The 23,617-nt window shown below is 65.3% G+C and carries 16 protein-coding genes; 14 read left to right on the top strand and 2 right to left on the bottom strand.

Going from position 1 to position 23,617, the window contains the following annotated elements:
* Positions 1 to 533 precede the first annotated feature (533 nt).
* Positions 534 to 1,826, top strand: a complete 1,293-nt coding sequence (locus LZC94_36975; protein WXB13425.1) for a hypothetical protein — start codon at positions 534 to 536, stop codon at positions 1,824 to 1,826.
* A gap of 115 nt (positions 1,827 to 1,941) precedes the next feature.
* Entirely contained in the window at positions 1,942 to 2,526 is a 585-nt protein-coding gene (locus LZC94_36970; protein WXB13424.1) for a hypothetical protein, read from the top strand.
* An 83-nt stretch (positions 2,527 to 2,609) separates the two neighbouring features.
* Here LZC94_36970 and LZC94_36965 read toward each other — a convergent pair whose 3' ends face one another.
* Both LZC94_36965 and LZC94_36960 read right to left on the bottom strand, forming a co-directional pair.
* Positions 2,610 to 4,148 (bottom strand): FAD-dependent oxidoreductase, encoded by a 1,539-nt coding sequence (locus LZC94_36965; GenBank protein ID WXB13423.1) that lies wholly within the window; start codon positions 4,146 to 4,148, stop codon positions 2,610 to 2,612.
* Positions 4,149 to 4,266: 118 nt separating this feature from the next.
* Positions 4,267 to 5,136 (bottom strand): endo alpha-1,4 polygalactosaminidase, encoded by an 870-nt coding sequence (locus LZC94_36960; GenBank protein ID WXB13422.1) that lies wholly within the window; start codon positions 5,134 to 5,136, stop codon positions 4,267 to 4,269.
* 370 nt (positions 5,137 to 5,506) lie between these two features.
* Here LZC94_36960 and LZC94_36955 point away from each other — a divergent pair, with 370 nt between their 5' ends.
* The 12 genes from LZC94_36955 (at position 5,507) to LZC94_36900 (ending at position 23,439) form a co-directional block, all read left to right on the top strand.
* Positions 5,507 to 8,485 (top strand): endo alpha-1,4 polygalactosaminidase, encoded by a 2,979-nt coding sequence (locus LZC94_36955; GenBank protein ID WXB13421.1) that lies wholly within the window; start codon positions 5,507 to 5,509, stop codon positions 8,483 to 8,485.
* A complete protein-coding gene (locus LZC94_36950) occupies positions 8,472 to 9,596 on the top strand; it encodes a hypothetical protein (protein WXB13420.1) in 1,125 nt (374 codons plus the stop codon). The genes LZC94_36955 and LZC94_36950 overlap by 14 nt, the downstream gene beginning before the upstream one ends.
* Complete coding sequence (locus tag LZC94_36945; protein WXB13419.1) at positions 9,596 to 12,376, top strand: tetratricopeptide repeat protein; 2,781 nt, start codon at positions 9,596 to 9,598, stop codon at positions 12,374 to 12,376. The genes LZC94_36950 and LZC94_36945 overlap by 1 nt, the downstream gene beginning before the upstream one ends.
* Positions 12,377 to 12,580: 204 nt before the next feature.
* The gene (locus LZC94_36940) at positions 12,581 to 13,090 is read left to right on the top strand and encodes a hypothetical protein (GenBank protein WXB13418.1); all 510 of its coding nucleotides are present in this window, start codon (positions 12,581 to 12,583) and stop codon (positions 13,088 to 13,090) included.
* Entirely contained in the window at positions 13,087 to 14,703 is a 1,617-nt protein-coding gene (locus LZC94_36935; GenBank protein ID WXB13417.1) for a hypothetical protein, read from the top strand. The genes LZC94_36940 and LZC94_36935 overlap by 4 nt, the downstream gene beginning before the upstream one ends.
* Entirely contained in the window at positions 14,696 to 15,730 is a 1,035-nt protein-coding gene (locus LZC94_36930; GenBank protein ID WXB13416.1) for a hypothetical protein, read from the top strand. Before LZC94_36935 ends, LZC94_36930 begins: the two co-directional genes overlap by 8 nt.
* Positions 15,727 to 17,520 (top strand): GT4 family glycosyltransferase PelF, encoded by a 1,794-nt coding sequence (pelF, locus tag LZC94_36925; protein ID WXB13415.1) that lies wholly within the window; start codon positions 15,727 to 15,729, stop codon positions 17,518 to 17,520. The genes LZC94_36930 and pelF overlap by 4 nt, the downstream gene beginning before the upstream one ends.
* Positions 17,521 to 17,529: 9 nt before the next feature.
* On the top strand, positions 17,530 to 18,900 hold the full coding sequence (gene pelG / locus LZC94_36920; protein ID WXB13414.1) for an exopolysaccharide Pel transporter PelG: 1,371 nt from the start codon (positions 17,530 to 17,532) through the stop codon (positions 18,898 to 18,900).
* Between the two features lie 493 nt (positions 18,901 to 19,393).
* Positions 19,394 to 21,043 (top strand): hypothetical protein, encoded by a 1,650-nt coding sequence (locus LZC94_36915; GenBank protein ID WXB13413.1) that lies wholly within the window; start codon positions 19,394 to 19,396, stop codon positions 21,041 to 21,043.
* 185 nt (positions 21,044 to 21,228) lie between these two features.
* Positions 21,229 to 21,558: a hypothetical protein gene (locus LZC94_36910; protein WXB13412.1), complete on the top strand. Its 330-nt coding sequence runs from the start codon at positions 21,229 to 21,231 to the stop codon at positions 21,556 to 21,558.
* Entirely contained in the window at positions 21,552 to 21,950 is a 399-nt protein-coding gene (gene tnpB / locus LZC94_36905; protein ID WXB13411.1) for an IS66 family insertion sequence element accessory protein TnpB, read from the top strand. Before LZC94_36910 ends, tnpB begins: the two co-directional genes overlap by 7 nt.
* A 118-nt stretch (positions 21,951 to 22,068) precedes the next feature.
* Complete coding sequence (locus LZC94_36900; protein ID WXB13410.1) at positions 22,069 to 23,439, top strand: IS66 family transposase; 1,371 nt, start codon at positions 22,069 to 22,071, stop codon at positions 23,437 to 23,439.
* Positions 23,440 to 23,617 lie beyond the last annotated feature (178 nt).

Raw genomic sequence — 23,617 nt, 5'->3', positions numbered from 1 at the left:
GTCGGGGTGGGATGTGCCGTGTTCGGGCTCGAGCTTATCGATGGTGCGGGTGCCCCATGCGGGATGCCTTACTTGGGCTCTTCCATGCGGGATGCCCCCGGTGCGGGCTTCCCCCTCATGCGGGATGCCCCCACTCGGGCTTCTCATGCGGGCTCCCCCACGCCAACCCTCTCCCTGGGGGAGGGAGCGTGACGTTGGCGGCGTGCGCAGGCTGGGCGCGATCGGGCAATGTGACGTATTCGTAAACGCGATGGCGTGTTCGTAAGGATGACGACGTACTGTGCTTTGCGGGAACACGCTGGACCTTGCGGCGGTCAGTGCGGCGAGCGTCGCGGTCGGAAAATACCGTCGGTGCCGGTGCATGGGTGATCGTGCGGCGACTGCGCATGTTCATGCGATGCGCATTCGAGAACAGGTGTGTTCGATCTTCGTGGTGTCTGTGCGCGCAGCGTATATACAGTTTGCGGACGGGGGACTTTGCATCGCGTTCCGAGCCGGGCGCCCGAGTGGCGCACCTTCAAAGGAGCTTCGTCATGACTACGCGCGCGCAGCGCCGTTGGATGTCGTTCGTCACGGTGGTCGTCCTCGCCAGTTGCAGCGCCTGCAGCTCCGACCCTGCCGCCGTTGGTGAGCGAGGCGACGGTGGTCCTTTGCAAGGTGGAGGAGGCGGAGGCGGTGGTGGCGGCGGTGTCGTCGATCCGCCCGATGGGGGCGGCGCTGCGACTGTGGGGAACACCCTTCAAGTCCGGGGGGGCAAGTACCACACGTGCGCGCGCGGACGCCAAGGCGCGCTGCATTGCTGGGGCCAAGGTGCCTACGGTGCGCTGGGCAACGATGGCAGCGCGCGCCCGCTCCCCACGCGCGTGCTCGTGGTCGACGACGCGGTGGACGTGCAAACCGGCGCGCGCTTCTCGTGCGCACGGAGGGCCAGCGGCGCGGTGTTTTGCTGGGGCGAAGATTTGAATCTCCAGCTCGGCGGCCCGCCCACCAAGGACTGCGGCGACGCCACCATCGACTCCAAGTGCGCCCCCGTTCCGCAAGTCGTGGCGGGCTTGTCGAACGCCGTCCAGCTCGCGCTCGGCGGCCGTCACGCCTGCGCGCTCACCAGCGATGGCGCGGTGTCGTGCTGGGGCAGCAACGACAAGGGGCAGCTCGGCAAAGAGGCTGCGGGCGATCAGCAGAGCCCCGCGCCCGTCGCGGGCCTCTCGGGCGTCAAGCGCATTGCCTCCGGTGAGGAGCACGCGTGCGCGCTGGTGGGCTCCCCCGGTCGGGTCCTCTGCTGGGGCGCCAACGACGCGAGCCAAGCCAGCGGCGCGGTCGCCGATCGCGTGACGGCGCCGCGCGAGGTGCCCGGTCTCACCGACGCGGTGGAGATCGCAGCCGGCGGCAAGCACACGTGCGCCCGGCGCGCGAATGGGAGCGTCGCATGTTGGGGCTACAACTATTTCGGACAGCTCGGCAACGGCTCCACCCGCCCCACGCGCGCCGCCGAGCCCCAAGCCGTGCGCGCGCTCACCAACGCGGTGGAGATCGGCCTGGGTCGATACCACACGTGCGCGCGCCGCGCCGATGGCGGCGTCTCGTGTTGGGGCAACAATCCCAAAGGGGAGCTCGGCGACGGCACCACCACCGCTCGCACCGAGCCCGTGAATGTCGTCTCGCTCGACGATGCGGCCTCGCTCGCGCTGGGGCATTTGCATGCATGCGCCATTCGCGCGGCGGGTCCCGTGGTTTGCTGGGGCGATAACCTCGGCGGGCAACTTGGAATCGGGAGCATCAACAAGACGGAGAACCCCACGCCGGTTCCCGTGCAAAATCTCCCGTAGTCCGACCTGGCGATAGGTCCCGTGCATGGGGTCCGCAGCCGCATCTTTCGGCTGTGGACCGCGGGTTCTTTCGCGCCTCCTCGACCGTGGTTTGGTCGCTGCTACGCTAATCGCCGTGGTGGGTCGTGCGGCGCGCGAGAATCGTTGTAAGGGGACGAACTTCCTCGATTTTTTGCGCATCCTGCGTCAGGAGAGCAACGAGGACGTTTGCGACGAATGCATCGCGCGGCTCCCCGACGAGCTGCGCGACGCCCTCCGTTACGGCGCCATCGTGCGCGGCGGCTGGTATCCGATTCGCTGGTACGGCGCTTTGCACACGACGGCCCGCCTGACGGGCGCGCCGCAAGGCTTTGCGCGCACCGTGGGCCGCATTTCGACCATCGATGATCTCTCCGGTGGAATCTATTCTTCCTTTCTACGAATCGTTTCACCCGGGTTTCTCATTTCGGGTGCCGCGCGACTTTTCAATCGTTATTACGAGCTAGGCACCATGGATGTCCTCGAATCGCGACGCGGCTTCGTGCGGGTCGGGTGCCGCGGCTGCGTGGGATTCGACGCCAACATTTGGCAAGACGTCCTCGGCGGGTGCGAGGGCGGACTTCAAGCGGCGCGCGCACACGATCTGCGCATTCGGCTGGTGACCGGCGGCGATGACGGCGATGAGCATGCTTCGATCGAGGCTTATTTCAGCGAGCAATAGGCGCTCGCGCGGTCATTCGCGTACCCCGTGCGAAACGGGTGAACGGCCTCGGCCCCTCGCCACCGTGCGCGCGCGCCTGGCGTCTACAACCCCGCGAGCACCCGCGCATCTCTTCGCTCGAACGCCAGCTCCGCCTCGAGGCTCTGTCGATCGCGGCCGACGGTGACCACGGCCAGCGTCTTCTCCCCCGCGCGAAACGCAAAGGTGGCGTCCCGCGCGGCGAGGCTCCCCGATACGTCGATGCGATCCCACTTCTCCGCGTGCCCCACATAGGCGATCGGCAAATCGTAATGTTGGCTCCAGAAGAACGGCGTCAGATCGCAGAGCGTCCTCCCCCCGAGCATGTTGATCGCCGCGATCTGCCCTTGCCGCTCCGCGACCACCCAGTGCTCGACCCGAATCTTCTGCCCCGTGTGCGGATCGGGCCAGCGCGCAATGTCCCCCGCCGCCCAAATGCCCGGCACGCTCGTTTGCAGATACTCGTTGACGGCCACGCCCCGATCGACCGCCAACCCCGCGGCCTCCGCCAGCTGCACATTGGGGCGCACGCCGATGCCGGCCACCACCAAATCCGCCTCCAGCGACTCGCCGCTCGCGAGCACCACCCGCTCCGGATCGATCCGCGTCGCCGTTTGCCCGAGGTGAAACACCACGCCGTGCTCCTCGTGGAACGAGCGCAGAAAATCCCCGAGCTCGGGCCCCATCACGCGCTCGAGCGGCCGCGCCTCCGGGGCCACCACCGCCACCTCCAGCCCCCGCGCGCGGAGCGACGCTGCCACCTCCAGCCCGATGAAGCTCGCGCCCAGCACCACCGCACGCTTCGCACGCTCGGCGCGCGCGATGATCGCCCGGCTCTGCGCCAGGGTTCGCAGGTAGTGCACGTGCGGCAAGTCCGCCCCCGGGATCTCGAGCCGGACCGGCTCTGCGCCCGTGGCCAGCAAGAGCGCGCCGTAACCGAGGCGCGTCCCATCGGCGAACACCATCTTTTGCGTCGACGGCTCGATGCGGTCCACGCGGACGCCGAGGCGCAGCTCGATGCGCTTGTCCTCGTAGAACTCGGGCGCGCGAAGCGGGATCCACTCTTCGGGCGCCGTCCCCGCCAAGTAGTCCTTCGACAGGTTCGGTCGATCGCACGGCAGCGCCGGATCGTCTCCGACCATCGTCACCTTGCCGACATAGCCCTCGCGCCGCAGCATCTCCGCCGCCGCGTTGCCCGCCGCCCCCGCGCCCACGATCACGATGGACTCGGGCGCCGCCGCCGGCGCGCGCTTCGTTTGCGGCGGGCGCTTGCCGAGCACGAACACCTTTCCGTCGCGCTGATCCACCTCGAAGCAAGGCAGCGCGTTGAGCGCCGGCGCGCGCAGCGCCTCACCGCTGCGGAGGGAAAAACACGCGTGGTGCCACGGGCAGCGCACGGTATCGTCGACCAGCAGCCCTTCGGCCAGCGGACCGCCGTAGTGCGTGCAGGTGGCGCCGACGGCGAACACCTCGGTGCCTTTGCGGGCCACGAGCACCGCTTCGCCGTGCGCATGCCCTACGAGCATCACGCCCTCGGTCAAGTCGGTGGCCTCGATGCCTTGCGCGAGATCCGGACCCGTGAGCTTCTGATCGCCGCCGCCCATGTTGTGGCTCCTCGGCGACGAGTCTACGCGCTCTCGGAGCACCGTGGGGCCTTCCCTCCGAGCTCCGCGCAACCTTGCTCGAGCTTGCGCGGTACAGCTTCGCGGCGGGGACGAACGGTCAGAACGGCCAGTAGCAAACCACGTTCTGCCCGCCGCTCTCGTCCGAGATGTAGGGCGAGAACCCATGGCGCTGGCTTCGCGACCACGCGTCGCGCGCGATTTTCTGATTGGCGCAGCTTCCCGCGTAGTCCTCGGTCGCAATCCAGAGCGGGTGCCCGTTCCTGCTGCGGATGTTCATTTGCTTCCAAGCGAGCAGCTCTGTCTCGGCCGTGGGATCGTGCCGCGGTGCGTACACCTCTTCGTGCGCGATGCCATCGAGCAAGGTGGCAAACCTCACGCCGCCCGTGACCCCCAGGCGCGTGATGCGGCCGGTCGCGTTTTGCATCACCAGAAGCAGATCCGGAAATTTGTCGCGAAGGCGCTTCACCAGATCGAGGCCGCCCTGCTTGCACTGCGCGCTGCACGGTCCGTTCGGACCGGATTTGGGGTGCTCGATCACCTCCAGATTGTCCAGGTAGAACCCGTCGATCTTGCGTGCGGCCAATCGCGCGGCCACGAAGTCCACCATCAGCGCCTGGTATGGGGCGTTGCTCGGGTCCATCCACACTTCATCGGCGTAGCCGGCGTAGGCTCCGAGCTGCGCGCCCTTGTTTTTGGCGCAGGGCACGAAGGGGGCGGGCGCGTGCGACCAATAGGAGCGCGTTCGCTCGCACGCGCCCAGGTTCAAGTAGCTGAGCACCCGGTTCTTGCCGCCCGCCCGCAAGGTCGCGAGCTGCGCGTCGGTGAAGTTGGACCCCCCGTCGTTGTCCGGGTCGGCGTCGATGTTGATGATGCGAAAGGTTCGCGCCACCTTGGCCAGATCGCGCATCTTGGAGGCCGTCCCATAGAACGAGACCCACGGTCCGCTCTCGGGGAAGCCCGGACCCACCCCCGTCAGGGCCGATGCAGGTGACGCGGGCGACGCAGGTACGGAGGATGCAGAGCTTTGCGAAGCTTGCGTGAGCTGCGCCAGCGGAGCGTCGTCGCGATCCTCGGACGGCTCCGAAGCTTCGACGGGTGTCGCATTCTGGACAGTCGTGGTAGCTGGCGCAGCAGCCGTTCCCCCTGAGCCCCCACAGCCCGAGCCCCCACATGCGGAAAGAAGGGCTCCAGCCGTTGTCACCAAAATGGAGACGCCCGTAGGTAGGAGTGATCGCATGTGGAATAGTCTGCTAGGCATGTAAAACATACCACGCCGAGCATCGTCTTGCGCTATTTCCTGACGCGTCTCGTTACAAGAATGACGTTTGGTTACAAAGATGTCTTCCTCGCTGGCCATTGAACAGAAAGTGAGCTTCGCGCACCTATGGACGATCCTTGGGTGGTTCGTGGCGCTCGCCGCGATCCACACCAGCGCACCGCGTACGGCTCATGCAGCCGATGCAGCGCGCAGCGAATCGCGCCAGCGGACCGCGTTTTTTTACGGTCCGAACGTACCGCCGGAGCTGCTGAACCATTACGACCGGGTGGTCGTCGAGCCGGAGAATGCGGGCAACCTCGTCCCCCCGCGGCCCGCCGCTCAAGGTGGCGCGACGGGCGTCGGCAAACCCGAGCTCTCGCGCGCCGAGATCTTCGCGTACGCCAGCATCGGCGAGGTGCACCCCACGCGCTCCTATCGACGGGACGTCCCGCACGCGTGGGTCCTCGGCCGGAACGACGAATACGGCGCCGACATCATGGACACCACGCGGCCCGAGTGGCGTGCCTTCGTGCTCGATCGGATCCTCGAGCCGCTCTACCGCAAAGGCTACCGCGGCTTCTTCTTCGACACCTTGGAGAGCTACAAGCGCTTCGCGCCGCAGCCTTCGTGGGGCCAGCACGCGGCCGGCCTCGCGGCCATCGTGCGCGGCTTTGCGCAGCGCCATCCCGACGCGAAAATCCTGCTCAATCGCGGCTTCGAATTTTTGCCGCAGGTCGCGCCGGTGGTGGCAGGGGTGGTCGCCGAGTCCTTGTTCAGCACGTGGCGGATGGAGGGGAAAACGCAAGTCGCGGCGGTGGTCACTCCGCAGCAGCGCGACGCCCTGCTCGTGCAGCTGCGCGAGGCCGCGAACCGTTACCGGCTCCCCGTCACCGTCATCGATTACCTCCCCGTCAGCGCCGGGGTCGAGGCGCGCAAGGCCATCGCCAAGAAGATCCTCGCGCTCGGCTTCTCGCCGTATGTCACGGGCTTCAACTTGGACGAGATTGGCGTGGGCGAGATCGAGAACGTCCCGCGCCGCGTGCTGCTGCTCTACAAGGGCAGTGACGACGAGGCCTTCCTCGGCGTGCAAGACGCCAATGTGCTCGTCGCCCCCGTCATGGAGTGGATGGGTTACCGCATCGACTACCACGACGTGCGGCGCGCGCTCCCGAGCCACAATCTGGCGGGTCAATACGCGGGCATCATCGTGTTCCTCCCCGATGGCACGGCCAACGAGGCGGCGCTCGAGCGGTTCTTGAACAAGCAGCTCGACCTCGGGATGCGCATCGCCTTCATGGAGGGCTTCGGCTTCACCCCCAACGAGCGCTTCCTCCGGCGCCTCGGTCTCGCGGCGGCGAGCGTGGAAGCCAAGGCGCCCATGACCCTCGTGCCGTTCACCACCCAGCAGCCGCTCTCGCCGTACGTCGGCTTCGAAGCCAAGCCGCGCCCCCGCCTCCGCGAGCTCACCCCGGTGAACCTGGGGCCGAACGCCGAGTCCACCAAGACGAAGAGCTATCTGCACGTCGAGGACGCCGGGCACCGAAAATGGGATGGCGTGGTGCTGGGCCCCTGGGGCGGCGCCGCATTTTTCCCGTATGTCCTCGACGAGGGGCTGGAAGGGGAGCGCCGTTGGGTGCTCGATCCCTTCCGCTTTTTGCACGACGCCCTCGGCCTCCCCTCGATCCCGGTACCCGATGTGACCACCGAGAGCGGACGGCGCGAGCTCACCGTTCACATCGACGGCGACGCCTTTCCAAGCTTGGCCGAACGCCGCGGCTACCCGTACGCGGGGCAGGTCATCCTCGACGACGTCCTCAAGGTGTACCAGCTCCCGCACACGGTCTCCGTGGTGGAGGGCGAGGTCGGCCCGTCCGGCAGGTACCCCGAGAAATCCCCGGCCCTCGAGCGCATCGCCCGCGAGATTTTCCGCCTGCCCAATGTCGAGGTGGCGAGCCACACGTACAGCCACCCCTTCTTCTGGGCGGACGCCGAGGCGGGGAAGACCGCGCCCCACGGCGTGGAGCCGGTGCACCTGCCGATTCCCGGTTACAAGTTCCTCCTCGAGCGCGACATCGTCGGATCGGTCGACTACATCAATAAGCGGCTCGCGCCACCGGACAAGAGAGTCCGAGTCTTGCTATGGCCGGGCGATTGTTCTCCCAGCGGGAGGGCGGTCGGCATGAGCGATGGCATCGGCGTTTACAATGTCAACGGTGGTGGCGCGACGCGCAATCGCGAGACCCCCTCGCTGACGCGCGGCTCCGCGATGGGCGTGCCCAACGACAATGGGGCGTTCCAAGTGTTCACACCGGTGGAGAACGAGAACGTTTACACCAACGACTTCCTGGGCCCCTATTACGGATACCGCCGAGCCATCGAGACGTTCGAGCTCAATGATAACCCCCGTCGTCTAACGCACATCCCGGTGTATTTCCACTTCTACTCGGCGGTCAAGACCGCGGCCCTGGCCGCGTTGAAAGAGGTCTACGCCTGGGTGCTGCGGCAGGAGACGATACCGCTCTACCTGAGCGAGTATGCCGCCAAGGTCCTGGCGTTTCAAAAAGTGACGCTGGCGCGTCGAATCGAGGACGGTGCGTGGGAGATTGCGCAGAACGGTCCGCTTCGCACCGTTCGCGTGGACGACGCCTGGGGTTGGCCGGATCTGGACAAGTCGACCGGTGTTGCCGGCTTGCGGGATGTCCCTCAGGGGCGCTACGTTCACCTTCTATCGGGGGTGAAGGTGGTGCTCGCATCGCGCACGTCACCTTCTGAAGGTGTGTATTTGGAGCATGCCAACGGGCAGATTGCCAACTGGACGCGCGAGGCGAAGGGAGCGCGGTTTCGGATTCGAGGAAATGTGCCTTTGGTCATTACGGTGGGGGGAGTTCGCCGCGGTGCCAGTTGCACCTTGCGGTATGGGACCTTCGGCGCGAGAGATGCAACGAACACGGCCAGGGGCATCCTCGGCTCGGTGAAGGACACACGCGCGTCCACGGTATCGATGCAGTTCACACTCAAAGAGACAGACACCGGGGAGGGGAGTCTTGAATGTCAGTAACGCCCGGTCCGGTGCGTTGGCGGCACCCGTAGAACACGTACGCCTCGCGGGGTACCCCGGGCTCGTGGGCTTCGCCGTGGTGCTGACGTCGATGCTCGCGCTCGTGTTCCCCACGGGTAAGGAGTACGCCGATCTGGCCACGGTCACCACGCCGGACCGGTATTCCATTGCCTATTTGGACGTGCTGACCCGCGGCAACCCCCAAGAGGTGGAGCTGCGCTTCGTCTATGTGAAGCAGCTGGGCGCGCTCGGGCGCTTCGATAAGGCCATCGGGCTCCTGGAGCCGGTGCTGGCCGATCCCCGGCATCACCTGACCGCCGCCAACATGCGCTTCGATCTGCGGCTCGCCCAAGCCCGCTCCATTCCGGAAGACAATCCCCTGCGCAAAGAGACGTTCGAGCTGGTGTACAGCGACTTGAAAGGCCTGCTCCCGCTCCCGCACGACAGCGCGCGGATGCGCGAGCTGGCCAAGGTGGCCCTCGAGCTGGAGCACCCCGAGCTCGCCTCGAAATTCCTCCTGCGGCTGGCCGATCAAACCGACGAAAAAGGCAAAGCGCCCATTCTGGCGGAGGCCGCGCATTGGCTCCGCGCCTCGGGCGATGGAAAGAGCGCCTCGGCGAACTACGACAAGGCGGCGGGCATGACCCCGGATCCGACCGTCGGACGGGCGTATGCACTTGCAAGCATCGCGGCTCTCGAGGCAGAAAACGCCGTGCCCGAAGCTGCCGATCGCGCGGCTCAGTATGCCGTCGTGTACCCCAAGGACCTGGACATTCTGATGAAGGCCACCCAACTGGCGACCGCTTGCTCCCGCGACGAGGCGGCGCGCGATTTGGGCCGGCAGGTGCTGGCGCTCGCCGTGGAGGACGATCTGCCCGACGCGTTCCTGCGGGAGCAGGCGAAGCGGGAGCTCGCCCTGCACGATCCCGTCACGGCCTTGAAATTCATCAAGCGGTTGGTCGCGCGTCACCCCAACGACATCGATTTGCGCGAGGCCGAGGCCTATGTCGCCGAGTGGGCCGGCGAGCTGCGGCTGGCGCTGCGCGACTGGCTCTTCGTCATGAGGCACGGGCGCGGCAGCAACGCCGGGCGCGGAGGGATTCGTCTGTAATGCGGTTGCGATACGGTTTCGCGTGCGCTCTGGCGGGCACGGTGGCGACGGCGCTCTTTACGGCACCCTCGGCGTCGGCCGACTCATCTCCATCGCGCCCGTCGCGCCCCTCGCGCTCGCCGCGCACCTCGCGCAGCGTCTCCGTCTCGCGCGACAACGTGGAGCGGCTGGCCGCCCTGCTCGACGACGAGCGCACGGTGGCTGAATTGAAGCGCGAAGGCGCGCTCTCGTCGCCGCAAGGCTCCGAGATGGCGCTGCTCGACGCCATGCGCGCGTACGAAGCGCTGGGCGATCCCGAGGGCGCCGCGGAGCTCTTGAAGCGTCGCTCGGCTCGGTTCCCTCAGGAACGAACGCCGCGCGTGCAGCTGGCGATGCTCTACGAGCGCATGGGAAAGTCGGAGAGCGCGCTGCCGGTGTGGCAAGCCCTCGACGACAAGTTCGGGCTCACGGTGGAGCAAACCGTGCAGTATGCACGCGCCTTGTCGCGCGTCGGTCGCTCGGCCGATGCGCTGGTCTTGCTGAAGAAGAACCACCCCGACGCCGCCCTGCGCGCCACCGGCGCGAAGGCCAAAGAGGCCACCGCCGCCGCCACCCAGGACTACTGGCGCGACCTCGCCAAGCTCGCCTGGCAGTTCGACGAGTCCGCCGAGGCGCTCGCCGCATACCGCCGCGTATGGGCCGCCGATCACCGCGCGCCGGACGCGGCCCTGCGGCTCATGACCCTCGCCGCCGAGGCGGGGGAGCGCGAGGAAGCGGCCGCCGTCGCCCGCGAAGCGTACAAGCTGGAGAAGGAGCCGCGCTTTCTGCTCTTCATCGCCGAGCAAGGCGAGCGCGCCGAGGATTGGGCGGGGGTCGCGCGCATCCTGAACGTGCCCGTCTCCGAGCAGCAACGGTTCGAGGGGCGCGAGCAGTTCTGGCTTTTGCGCGCCGAGGCGTACGACCACCTCGGCAACAAGAACGCGGCGCGCGATTGCTACCGCGCCGCCTTGCGGCTGAACCCCGCCTCGGTGCCCATCCGCCTCTCGCTCCTCTGGGATGCCCTCGATCGCAGCGAGCGAGGTGAAACGGACAACCTGCGCGAATATGTCGAGGCATGGCGCGACGACGTGGGTGGCGAGCCCGAAATGTGGAGCCCCTATGCGCAGGCGCTGGTGCGGCTCGGCCGCGTGCGCGAGGCGATTCCCTTCTATCAGAAGCGCCTTTCGGCCGCGCCGGACGAGTACGGCACCATGCTCGCCTACGCCGACGCACTGGACAAAATCCAACGCGCCGACGCCGCGATGCGTCTGCGGCGCCATGCGTTTGCCAAGCTGCGCGAGGGCTTCGTGGCCCAAGTCCAAGCCGGCGCGCGCGCGCGCGGGCAAGACAAAGCCGTACCCAACGAGTTTCACCTCCTGGAGCACCACGCCGATCTCTCGCGCCGACTCGCGGGGGTCGAGGAGGGGGAGCGCTGGTTCGCCTATGCGATGAACCACTCCAAGCCCTCCGAGTACCGCGACGATTTCGCCATTGGCTGGAATTTGGATAACGAGCGTTCCGATTACGTCAAAAGGCAACTCACCTCGCGCAAAGGCGCCCGCGTCAATCGTCCGATTTGGGATTCGTACCGCCTGGTTTTGGCCTCCTCGGACGACGATCGGACCGAGATGAGACGTCTGCTCGCGTCCTCCAGCAACCTTGGCTACTCGGAGCGTTACCGTGCAGAGCTCGAGCTCGGTCGCGACGACCTGGCCTTGGCCACCATTCAAGAGCAGCTCGCGCGCGACGAGCCGATCCCGGACGAGCCCGAGCTTCGCCACACGCAGCGCGAAATCTTCGAGCGCCACGCGGTGGCCGGGAAGGTCGGCGGCACGTACGAGTACGTCGACGGGCTTCATCTGCAGGGGCCCGACGTGCTGGCGTCCCATGATTTCCTGGGTGGCCGCATCCTCTATGAGGGCTTCGGTCGCGAAATGACATCACCCAATGGGTCGGTCAACGTCCCCAACGACGGGCGAAGGCTCGAGGGTGATCTCGGTGTCACCTTGCGCTTTCAAAAACGCGACAGCATCTTCGAGGTGGGGGCGGGGGCGAACTATCAGCCCCGACAACCGGTGCCGCACTTCGAGTTGTTCAACGCGACCGATATCCTTCGGGGGCGCGTCAGCACGGTGGTCAATCTTCATGTCAACATGCCCATCCCCGACACGCCGTTCATGCGGCTCGTCGGTGTGCGCAACGAGCTACAGCTCATGGGTCATTTTGGCATCACAGAGCATCTGTACGCCGAGGCCGAGGTTTTCGGGCGTGAAAACACCTCGCGCACCTTCGAGCACTTGAGCGGAGAGCTTGGAGGCACCGCCGACGTGGGGGTGCACGTTTTGCGGCGCACACCGGAGTTGAATATCGCTGTTCGAGGGAGCGTATCCCATCGCGCCAACGTATCCCGCATTCCGAACGACCTGCTGGATACGATTCCCATTGGAACCGCCAAGGAGATCGAAACGTACCTCGCGCCATCGTATCGCATGGTCAGCTTCGTCGTGCAGCTTACCCGCGGGGACTTCTTCGAACGGCAGCGCGTCGAATGGTTGCCGCTGCCGCGCTATGATTGCAGCGCCGAACTTGGCTATCTTTTCCCGCAGAACACCCCCGCTGGCAGCGCCCGTTGTTCCGCCAGCATTCGCATCACCCCCCATGGCTATCTGAGTGCTCTAGGCTCCTACACGTTGGGCCTTTTCGGCCTGGAAGACGCTACAAACGTGCGCACGAGTCTTGCGTATACGCAGTTTTTCTTGTGATGCCGTCCATCCCGTTCCGTATGCCCGTCTGCATGCAGCCGCGTCCTCGCGCGAACCCCACCACCTGACCTTTGTAAAGAAACGATGAGAACTACAAGCCCATCACCCTGGATCACCAAACCATCAGCTCCGGCCCCGCGGCCATCTGGCAAGCGGAACCTTTTTGGCGGTGGGATTTTGTCCAGTCTCGCTGCCCTCGTTTTCGTGGGTGCTTGCGCGACAACGCTCATGGGGTGCGGCAACACGACCACGCGCGTGCAGCATGGGCAGAAGGCTCGCCTCCGAGCGCGCTGGGCGCTGCTGCCCTTCGCGAACCACTCCGAGGCGCCGCAAGCCGGTGAGCGCGTGGAGGCCATGCTGGCCACGCTCTTGCGCTCGCGCGGCATCGCCGGGCTCGAGATGTACCCCGCGCCCAAGGACGACGAGACGCACCTCACGGCCAGCGATCGACAGCGCTACGAAGAGGCGCTCTCGTGGGCGCAGTCGCAGCACGTCGACTACGCGGTCGCGGGGAGCGTGGAAGAGTGGCGCTACAAGAGCGGCCTCGATGGCGAGCCGGCCGTGGGGGTCAGCGTGCGCGTCTTCGACGTCGCCACCAAGCGCGTGCTCTGGTCGGCATCTGGGACGCGCAGCGGCACCGGCGGAGAGAACGCCAGCGGCGCCGCGCTCTCGCTCATGGACTCCATGGTCAAAGAATTGGACGTGACGCCATGAACCGCAACTCGACCTTCCGCCCGCGCCCCACGATGCCCTCCGTGCCCTCGCAGGAGGACTCTCAGTCGCATAGCCGCAACATCAGCGAGACCCACGAGATTTCGGGTCCACCAAACTCGTTTTCGCGGCTCTTCCTCGCATCGCTCGACCGCTACCAGAAGTCCTCGGCTGGAGGACGGCACATCGGTTCGGCGATCGAGGAAGCTTCGGGGTACATCGCGCAGGAGATGGCGACGCACGACCGGCACGCCGGCAGCGCCGCCATCAAGCTGCGCTCTCCGCGGGCGGTGGTCGAGACGGTTCTCATCACGGCCATCGTTCCGGTCGTCGGCTATCTGACGAACCCGGCCGACCCATTCTTCTTCAAGGGCGACTGCTCCTGGCTCCTGCTCGCCCCGGTGCTGCTCGGCCTTCGCCATGGCTTCGCGCCGGCGGTGGCCAGCGCCTTCATGCTCGACAGCCTGGTGTTGGCCGCGTGGCGCACGCACTCCTTCGGCGTCTCGACCCTCCCGGGCGCCAGCTTGATTGGCCTCTTCGTGTTCGCCATGATCTCCGGCCAGTTCTCCGACGTGTGGAAGCGCGAGATCGTGCGCCTCGACGGCGCCCTCGACGTGGCGCGCCGCCAGCTCAACGAGCTGTCGCGCGAGCACTTCCTGCTCGAGGTCTCCTACGACAAAACCCTCGACGCCCAGGCGCAGCGCCACACCCCCAACCTGCGCGAGGCCATCGCCGCCGTGCGCCAGCTCGCGCAGAACGGTCTCGAGGTCTCCATGGAGACCATGGCCCAGCCCATCCTCGACGTGATGGCCGCCTATTGCTTGATCGAGACGTGCTCGATCTACTCCGTGTCCAACGGTCGCCTGGCCGATCGACCGGCGGTGTGCATGGGCGGCACCTTGGGCCTGCCCGCGGGCAACGATCTCTTGGTCTTCGAGGCGCTGCGCAACAAGCGCCTCACCACCCTCACCGAGTCCGGCCGCGACGCGCACGCGTCCATGCGCTCGCAGACGCACTTGCTGGCGGCGGTGCCCTTCGTGGACACGGCGGGCAACGTGCACGGCGTGCTTTGCGTGGAGTCGATGCCCTTCGTGGCCTTCGACCGCAAGCACCTGGAGACGCTCTTCATCCTGGGCGGGCACTTCGCGGACATCCTCTCGACGCATGGCTACGCGAGCCAGCTGGAGCTCGGCCGCCGCTACGAGTTCGAGGTGCGCCTGCGCCGCTCCCTCAAGGACCTCAAAGAGTACGAAATCCCGTGCAGCGTGTTCGGCCTCATCGTGCAGCGAAAGAGCGCGATCAAGGATCTGGTCAACAACATCCTGGGCGACGCGCTCCGCGTGCTCGACTTCCCGCTGATCGTGCGCACCCCCGACGGCAACTACGCGGTGTTCAACATCCTTCCCATGACCGACGCGCAGGGCGCGCAGACCTTGGTCGCGAACTTCGCGAACATGGTGGAGACCGAGCTTCATACGACCTTGCTCATGGCCGGCGCCGATCCGTTCTTTCATTCGCTCGGTAAAGATCAATCGGTCGAAGACGTGATGGATATCCTCTTGCGCAAGGCGCAGCCCGATCGTCATGTCCCCTACGAACAGACCGCCGTTGGCTAAGCCGAAAATCCTCCGCCTCGCGGCGGGTGGAGCGGCGCTCGCGGTCCTCTCGGCGCTCGATCTGGCGCTGATGTGGGCCGTTTTGTCGTATTCGGCCTATGCCTTCGGCCCGCTCGGCTTCTTTTTGCTCCTCGGCGTGCGCGCGGCCCTCTCGGCGCTGGGGGCGCTCGTGCATCTCTTGGGCGCGCCGCCGCAGGTCGCGGGGGCCAAGCGGGCGTTCTTGCCGTTCGCGACCGCGATGCATTTCTTCGTCCCGGTGGTGGGCTTCGGCGGCATGGCCTTGGTGCTCCGGGTCGGCCTCGGCGCCCAGCGCGCGCCCGAGTCGAGCGGCTGGACCGCCTTCGCCTTCGAGGGCGATCCGATTGGAAAGCGGGTCACCTCGTCCAAGCGGCGCATGGTGTCCTCGGCCGATCTGGAGGAGATCCTGCGCTCGCCGCACTCCAGCCCCGAGAAGCGCTTTCGAACCGTGCTCCAGACGCGCCACTTGCCGCTGAAGCAAGCCATCGGGCTCCTGAAGCTCGCGTTGAAGGACACCTCCGACGAGGTCCGCCTCTTCGCCTTCTCGCGCCTAGAGCGCTTCCGCAACGATCTGGAGACGCAATCGCGCGAGCTCACGGAGAAGCTCTCCGCGGCCGACGTTCGCGGCAAGCCGCTCATTCATCTGCGGCTCGCCGAAGCGTATTGGGAGATCGCGTACCTCGGCTTGGCCGAGGGCGCCGTGCTCGCGCACGCCCTGCAAAACGCGCAAGACAACGCCGACGCGGCGTGCCGGCTTCGCCCTGGCAGCGCGCCGGCGGAGTTTTTGGCCGGGCGCATCGCGCTCCTCAAGAGGGAATACGAGGGCGCCTTCAGCGCCTTCGAGCGCGCGACCCGCGCGGGCTACATGCGGGTCAAGGCCTTGCCGTACATGGCCGAGTGCGCCTTTCATCAACAGCGCTTCGACCTGGTGCGCACGATGCTGCAAGAGGTCTCGGCATCCGGCCGCGAGGGCGCGCAATTTCAAGACGTGGTGGAGTTCTGGCGATGAAAAAAACGCCCCTTCTCGGTAACCTCCTCCGGCCCTCGCGCGGCCCCAAGCTCCGCCCGGGCGAGATCGCCGACATCACCTTGCTGCTCGAAGGGACGTACCCGTTCGTGAGCGGCGGCGTCTCCAGCTGGGTGCATCAGATCATCCGCGGCCTGCCGGAGATCCGCTTTGCCCTGGTGTTCATCGGGGGCTCGGCGGACAAAACGGAGAAGCTCCGCTACGAGCTGCCGCCCAACGTGGTGCACCTCGAGGAGCACTACCTCTCCGACGTGCCCAAAGACCAAAGGGTCATCTCGCGCCGCGGCGACGAGAAGTTCCACCGCGACGCGCGCGCCCTGCACGACGCGCTCAAGGCGAGCGCGCCGCAGCCCACCGCGTCCGAGAGCGGGCAGTGGTTTCCGCCGTTCGCGGCGCAGCAGCTTCCGCGCGTGGTCCGCCGGGTCAGCGGGGTGGTCGACGCCGGGGCGACCTGGGAGAGCCTCTCGCGCGCGGCCGTCGAGGCGGCGCGCATCGCGGATCTGCCGCCGCCGCTGGAGGACGTCCTCACGCCGGTGGTCTCGGCCATGTCGCAGAACCCGCAGGCGGCCGAGCGCGACTTCCTCTTCAGCGAGCTCTCGTGGGAGATGATCTGCGAGCGCTACCAAGCGAGCGCCCGCGAGCGCTCGTTCCTCGAATATTTCTGGTGCGTGCGCTCCATGCACGCGCCCCTCTTCATCATGGCGCGCGCCGCCGAGAACATCCCGCCCTCGCGCGCCTACCACGTCATCTCCACCGGATACGCGGGCTTTCTGGGCATGCTCCTGAACCGCGCGCGCCGGGTGCCGCTCATCCTCACCGAGCACGGCATCTACACCAAGGAGCGGCGCATCGAGCTGCTCCAAGCCTCCTGGATCAAAGACGACGATCAGGCGGGCGAGACCTCCGGCGGCATTGGCCACTTCCGCCAAATGTGGATTCGCTTCTTCGAGGCGCTCGGCAAAATGACCTATGCCGCGGCCGATCCCATCATATCCCTCTACGAGGGCAACCGCGCCCGGCAGATCAAAGACGGCGCCGAGTCCGGGCGCACCCGGGTGCTGGCCAACGGCATCGACATCGCCCGCTTCGCACCGCTGCGCGCCAAGCGCCCCAAGGGGGTGCCGCACGTGCTGGGGCTCATCGGGCGCGTGGTGCCCATCAAGGACATCAAGACCTTCATCCGCACCATGCGCGTGGTCCGCGAGGAGCTGCCGGAGGCGGAAGGTTGGATCGTGGGGCCGGAGGAGGAAGATCCCAACTACGCGGCCGAGTGCCACGATCTCGTCAAGGGCCTCGGCCTCACCGACGTGGTGAAGTTCCTGGGCTTTCGAAAGGTCGAGGACATCTTGCCGCAGCTGGGGCTCAACGTGCTCACCTCCATCAGCGAGGCGCAGCCCCTGGTGGTGCTCGAGGCCTTCGCCGCCGGCGTCCCGTGCGTCTCGTCCGACGTGGGCTGCTGCCGGGAGCTCATCGAGGGGGTGAGCGAGCCCGATCGCGCCTTGGGCCCCGCGGGCCGTGTCGTGAAAATCGCCGACCCCGAGGCGACGGGGAGGGCCGCCGTGGAGCTGTTGCGCGACGAAGCCGCCTGGTTCGGCGCGCAGCAAGCCGGCATCGCGCGGGTGGAGCGCTTCTATACGCAAGCGCAAATGATTGACCATTATCGCTCGGTCTACGAGCGGGCGCTGGAGCGCGGGCAAGCGATCCTCCAGCAGCAGGCCGCACAAGCCACGCACGCGGCACAATCGGGCCGATCCGCGCAAAAGCGCTCTTAGGAGAAGAACATGGCGGGAATCGGTTTCGAGCTGCGGCAGCACCTCCAGAAGGAGTCGTACATCGATCTCGCGCGCGCGTACTTGGTCGCGGGCGTGGTCGGTTCGGGGCCGTGGCTCATCTCCATTTGTTCGCTGCTCCTCATCAATTATTGGGGCCACGCGCGCGCGCCCGAGTCCGAGGACATCACGCAGTTCTCGGCCACCGTCACGCACTTGATGGCCACCTCGCTGGTGGTCTCCGGCTTGGTGCAGCTGCTCTTCACCCGCTATGTGGCCGATCGCATCTTCCAGAAGAACCCCGAGTCGATCGTCCCCAACCTCTTCGGCGTGCTCCTGCTCTCCACCTTGGGCACCGGCACCCTGGGCGGCATCATCGCCTTGACGATGTTCCCGGAGGGCGGCCATTTCGCCTTCCGCGCGCTGCTCGTCACGGGGTTCGTCCTCCTCTGCAACACGTGGGTCCTCACCGTCCTGTTCAGCGGCATGAAGGCCTACCGCACCGTGGTCGTCATCTTCCTCGGCGGCTACGCGGTCACCGTCGTGGGCGCCCTCTCGCTCGCCCACTACGGCGCCGGCGGCTATCTGGCGGGCTTCTGCCTCGGCCACGGGCTCATGTTCTTTTGCATGCTCGTGCTGGTCCTGCGCCAATACCCCAGCGAAAAGCTGATGGCGTTCGATTTCCTGAATCGAAAGCGCGTCTTCCCCGAGCTGGCGCTCACCGGCTTTCTCTTCAACGCGGCCATCTGGGCGGACAAGTTCATCTTCTGGTGGAACCCCATCACCTCCGAAGCGCTCATCGGCCCCATTCGCTACTCCGTCGTCTACGACGTCCCCATCTTCGTGGCCTACCTCTCCCTCATCCCGGGGATGGCCGTCTTCTTCGTCCGCATCGAGACCGACTTCGCCGAGAGCTACGAGCTCTTCTACACCGCCGTGCGCGAAGGCGAAACGTTGGCCGAGCTGCACCGCCTCCGCAACGGCCTGGTGGAGGCCGCCCGCGCCGGAATCTACGACATCTTCCGCATCCAGGGCCTGGCCGTGGCCGTGCTCCTCTTGGTCGGCGCCAAAGTGCTCCAGCTCTTTCGCATTCCGCCCTTCTACTTGTACCTGTTTCGCATCGACGTGGTGGCCGTCGGCTTTCAAGTCGTTTTGCTCGGCCTCTTCACGATTCTCTTCTATCTCGATTACCGCAAGCTGGTCATGTACCTCTGCGGCTTCTTCCTCGTCGCCAACGTCACCCTCTCCTTGGTGAGCCTCCACTTCGGTCCCCGCTTCTACGGCTTCGGATTTGCCGTGGCGGTGGCGCTCACCAGCGTGCTCACATTGGCGATGCTGTCGCGCAAGCTCGATCGACTCGACTACGAGACGTTCATGCGCTGACCGCGGCGGGGCGGCTATGTTGCTCTCATTCCGAACTGGCTCGCGAGCGCGGCGTCGAGCGACATCGACGACGCGTCCGTCGGTGTCTTCGGTGATGAGTCCGAGATGTTCTCTCTCGAGAAGGCTCGGCAGCGGAGCTGCTGTCGTTTCAAGGGGCTCGCGGTACCCAGCGTAACGGACGGGTAAAACGCTTCGGCACAAATATTGTAGGACAAGACGACCCTCTGCGCCCGGGCCGGGAAACGTACGCCCGAATTCGCGAGGCGGGCCAAGCCCTCCGCCCAGATTCTGAGTACTGAAGAGACCTAGGTTTACGCTGAGAGATCCACGATGCTGAACTTGCGCCCAGGTCGTCGGTTCGCTAGATTTCCTACCGTGGCGACTCGGCGTGGGAAAGAGAGCGAACCCTCTCGGTCTTCGTGGAACGCGGAGGTCACGGGCGCGATCTCTCCGCTCGCTGCGCTTGCCCAGGGAGATCCGGGGATCCAGGTGAGTGAGCAGACTCGACAGCGGGCCGAAAATGAGCTTGAGAAGCGCGCACGCCCATATCGAGCGGGACTCAGCTCGGAACGACTTACGCGGCGTGCCCGCTAATCGGGGGCACAAGCCCGGCCGGATCCAAATCGTCGAGTTTGGCGAAGATGGCGATCCGCTAACGGCTCTCGATGAGTGCACGCAGCGAGACTATCTGCGGTGCTACCTCCACGACCTGCATGTGCGTTGGCTTCTTGTAGAGGCCAACTACTTCGACCGTGACTATCTAGCCGCGTTCAAGGCGTTCTATGGAGAGAGCGCACGCGGATATATTAACGTATGTCGAAGAGTTTCTTTCTTCACAGACGGCATGTGCTCGTCGTCCGCAGCGTTTCGCGGATTACTCGAGGAGGCCGCAGGCGGCGCCCAACAGGCGTGCGCCGCTCTGCAAGAATGCTTCAAGGGTTTCACGGTGCTGCGCCCCATTCGAACCTCTCTCGGGAGAACCGTTCTCGGTTGGTATCCGGACGATCGCCCCGGAGTACTCTCCCGCGTGGTAGCGCCATGCCGCGACTACGAGATCAATATTGCCGGCATTCGCCTCACGGTCGAGGGACTCGCATGGCAGCAACAAGACTCTGCCGTCGCGGCCTGCGCCACCGTTGGGTTATGGTCGATGTTGCAATCATCGGCCTTCCGGGACCGAGTCGCATTTCCCACAACGGCCGCTATTACGGAATCGGCGCACCGCACGGCATCTCTCGGCGAGCGCGTCTTTCCAAGCAGTGGTCTCTATAACCATCACCTCCTCGAGGCGATTAAAGAGCAAGGCCTCGAACCTCTGCTGATCGAGGGAGACATCAACGACGGCGACCAACCAGTCTTTTCAATGACACGCTTCGCAAGCACAGTGGCCATGCTGCTCCGATCCGGTTTTCCGATTTTGCTCGTCGGAAAGCGCGGAAAGGAAGGTCACGTCGTCTGCGCGGTTGGCTGTCGACCGAAGAGTCCCCCAAAACTAAAGTGTGGATACTTCGAAGAGGAAGACGGCGCACTGGAAAATCTGTACATTCATGACGACGCGCTTGGTCCGAATGTTCGATTTGCGCTTCGCGAGGGAGCCGCTGGCGAAGTAGTACTTTTTCCGCATGCGCCGGAACCCCGAAGTGCAGTGCGGCCGGTCGTCGATCCTACAAATAACGTCGACGAGTTTGTGCCAAGACATATGGCCGTCGCAGTGGTTCGTGAGTTGCGCCTGCTACCGGACTTGCTTCACGAGAAGGCTTTAGAGATCGCCAAGGACATTAGTGTCGAAGTCAGTGGAATCCAGGGAAGCAGTCCGACGGTCCCCGGAGTTCATTTTAGCTTACTGCTAGTGCGTCTTGCCGACTATCTCGGCCAAATTCTCGCACGCTCGGTTACAGCTGGTAAACCGCTGGCCCGCGCGCGGCTCGCTCTCGTCGAGCGTATTGCCCCTCTTAGCCTCTACTTGGCTGTGGTCCGTCTAAGCATGGCTGGACGCCCCACTATGGACGTCCTCTACGACACCAGCGACGCCGCACCAGGCCTTAAGCCCATGGCGCACGTCGTGTTTGATTCTGGTATTGAGTGGCTTTTAAAGAAGGCCGATTGGCTAGGACCGTATGGGCGCCGAGTTAGAGCCTACTAAGCCACGACTGCCAACGCCAGCGTCATAGGGTCAGTTCTGCCTTCACCGCTGTTTCAAGTTGGCGAGCGCTGTTGCTGCCATGCTGGATTTGTAGGGCACCGCCTCGTCTTTTCACTTGGGTGTGCCAACGGCACGCGATCGCAATGTAACCGTACGGGCAAAGACGCCGTGCGGGGCGGTCGCGTTTGATGTTCATTGCGCGCATGGCGAGACATGATGCGAACTGGTGGGCTGAGCGGATCAAGGAGCTGGCGCAAAGCGGCGACGCGGCGGGGATCGCCCGCCGACACAGCGTCAGGGAGCGGACGTTGATCTGGTGGCGATCCGAGCTTGAGCGGCGCGCGCGCACAGCAGGCCCCACGCGCCTGCTGCCCGTCGTCGTGACACGACCTGCGACGGTGGAGCGCGATATCGAGCTTGTCGTCGAAGCCGGACCGGCACGCATCACGATGCGTGGAGCGATTACGGCCGAGCATCTTGCGGCGCTGGTGGCCGCCGCGGCGCGCGCGTGTTGAGTCTCGGGCCCGGCATCGAGATCGTCCTCGCGAGTGCGCCCGTCGACCTTCGGCGCGGACACGATGGCCTCGTGACGCTCGTGCAGTCTTTGTGGAAGGTCGACCCGTACAGTGGCACCCTCTTCGTGTTTCTTGGTCGCCGCATGGATCGCGTGAAGATCCTCTTCTTCAGCGCGGGCGGCTTCGTTGTCTATTACAAAAGGCTCGAATCTGGGCGCTTCACGCTGCCGCGGATCCCTGAAGGGGCCTCATGCATCGACCTCGACGCGACGTCGCTCACCATGCTGCTCGATGGTGTCGATCTTCGTCTCGTTCGACGCACACCGATGTGGAAACCCGCGAAGACGACCGCCGAAGCGAAAAAGGGGATCGACATTCGGCGGAGTGCATGATCAAAGCTGTTTATTGGTCCCTCCTCCCGACAACGACGAACACGGTTCCTGCGCTTGGCGCGAGTACGCGCAGTACCTCGAACAGGAGGGTGCGCGGGCGCAAGCTCGAATGGATATCATGCAGGCCGAGCTCGAGGTGCTCAAACGCGCCTTCGCCAGGCGTACCGAGAAGATGGGCAAGATGCCCAAGATCGCGCGGCCACCGAGGACGCCAGCGGAGATCGCCGAGCGCCGCACGGAGCAGGCTTTGCTTCGCGCGGAACACATCGTCACAGAAGAGAAGACGGAGCCCGTGCCCGAGACGCTGAAGAAGTGTCATCTTTGCGGCGGCACGAATTTTCGCAGCGTCGGCACCGGCAAGCCATCCGAGGTTTACTCGTACGTCCCGGGCTACTTCCGACGTGTTGTGCACACGCGCGAGGTCGTCGCGTGTCGATGCGGTGGATGCGTCATTACCGCGCCGCCGCCGGAGCGTTGGTCGGACAAGACGCGGTACGATTCGAGCTTCGTTGCGCACCTCGTCGTCTCGAAGTGCCTTGTCGTCACGCCGCTTTATCGTCTCGAGCAGTCGTTCGCGCGGCTCGGTATGCCCATCGCACGAAGCACGATGAATGACTTGTTCCGGCGTGCGGCGCAAAAGCTCGAGCCCCTCCGAGCCCCGCTCTTCGACGTCATCAAGAAGGACTTCCTCGTCCATGTCGACGAGACGTCGTTTACGCTGACGAAGCAAACCTCGAAGGCGTTTATCTGGGCCTTTGTTGGCAAGCGCCTCACGGGATATCGCTTTGAGCTCACGCGTGGTGGCGATGCTCCACTCGAGGTCCTCGGTGATTCGCCTGGCGCATTTCTGTGCGACGATTATCGTGGATATGACCCGCTCGAGAAGCGAGGACTCCGTCAGCGATGTGGCTGTCTCGCTCACGTTCGTCGGAAATTTTTCGAGGCCGGGGAGGTGCCCGAAGCGAAGGAAGCACTCGACCTCATCGCCGGAATGTACGGTGTCGAGCACGAGGCAGAGCATCGCGCGTTCCTTGGCACGGCCGAGCATCTCGCGCTGCGGCGCACCTATGCACGGCCTCTATTTGTCCGATTACTTCTGCTTTCTCGCGAACTTCGTCGTGCACACGGACCGAAGACGTTGCTCGGTCGTGCCGCGCACTATGTATGGCGCAACCTGCGCCCGCTCGGCCGTTTTCTCCGCGATCCGCGCATCCGCCTGGACAATAACTTGGCAGAAAATGCCCTTAGGCTCGTCGCTCTTGGCCGGAAAAATTTTCTATTTGTCCACAGCGAGGACGCCGGTAAGGAACTCGCTCTGCTCTACTCACTGGTCGTCTCGTGCACACGCGTTGCCATCAATCCCGTTGAGTACATCGCGGACGTCCTCGAACGCATCGACAAGACCGCCGACGACAATCTCTCGAACCTCCTGCCCGATCGCTGGAAACCACACGCGATCGCATCACCCTCGACGTTCTTCGACCCTTAGACCATCGCGGATCGAACGGAACCCCGTTCAGGCCGTTCGCCGTACGGTTACATCGCAATCCGCATCGAAGTATTCGAATTCGACCCTCGAGAACCCGCCGAAGGGGCGCGGGGGGTTCGGGTAGCTTCGGTGCACGTCGCAAGCTCGCTATATGGTATTCAAGTGGTATGCACCTCGA

It is taken from the genome of Sorangiineae bacterium MSr11954 (assembly GCA_037157815.1).
Lineage (GTDB): Bacteria > Myxococcota_A > Polyangia > Polyangiales > Polyangiaceae > Pendulispora > Pendulispora albinea.
The sequence above is the reverse complement of the archived record's forward strand: the minus strand, read 5'-3'. Positions and strand labels throughout refer to the sequence as shown.

Coding starts and splice junctions, on each gene's coding strand:
- LZC94_36975 (WXB13425.1), top strand. CDS start 534: ATGACTACGCGCGCGCAGCGCCGTTGGATGTCGTTCGTCACGGTGGTC.
- LZC94_36965 (WXB13423.1), bottom strand. CDS start 4,148: ATGGGCGGCGGCGATCAGAAGCTCACGGGTCCGGATCTCGCGCAAGGC.
- LZC94_36955 (WXB13421.1), top strand. CDS start 5,507: ATGTCTTCCTCGCTGGCCATTGAACAGAAAGTGAGCTTCGCGCACCTA.
- LZC94_36945 (WXB13419.1), top strand. CDS start 9,596: ATGCGGTTGCGATACGGTTTCGCGTGCGCTCTGGCGGGCACGGTGGCG.
- LZC94_36935 (WXB13417.1), top strand. CDS start 13,087: ATGAACCGCAACTCGACCTTCCGCCCGCGCCCCACGATGCCCTCCGTG.
- pelF (WXB13415.1), top strand. CDS start 15,727: ATGAAAAAAACGCCCCTTCTCGGTAACCTCCTCCGGCCCTCGCGCGGC.
- pelG (WXB13414.1), top strand. CDS start 17,530: ATGGCGGGAATCGGTTTCGAGCTGCGGCAGCACCTCCAGAAGGAGTCG.
- LZC94_36900 (WXB13410.1), top strand. CDS start 22,069: ATGCAGGCCGAGCTCGAGGTGCTCAAACGCGCCTTCGCCAGGCGTACC.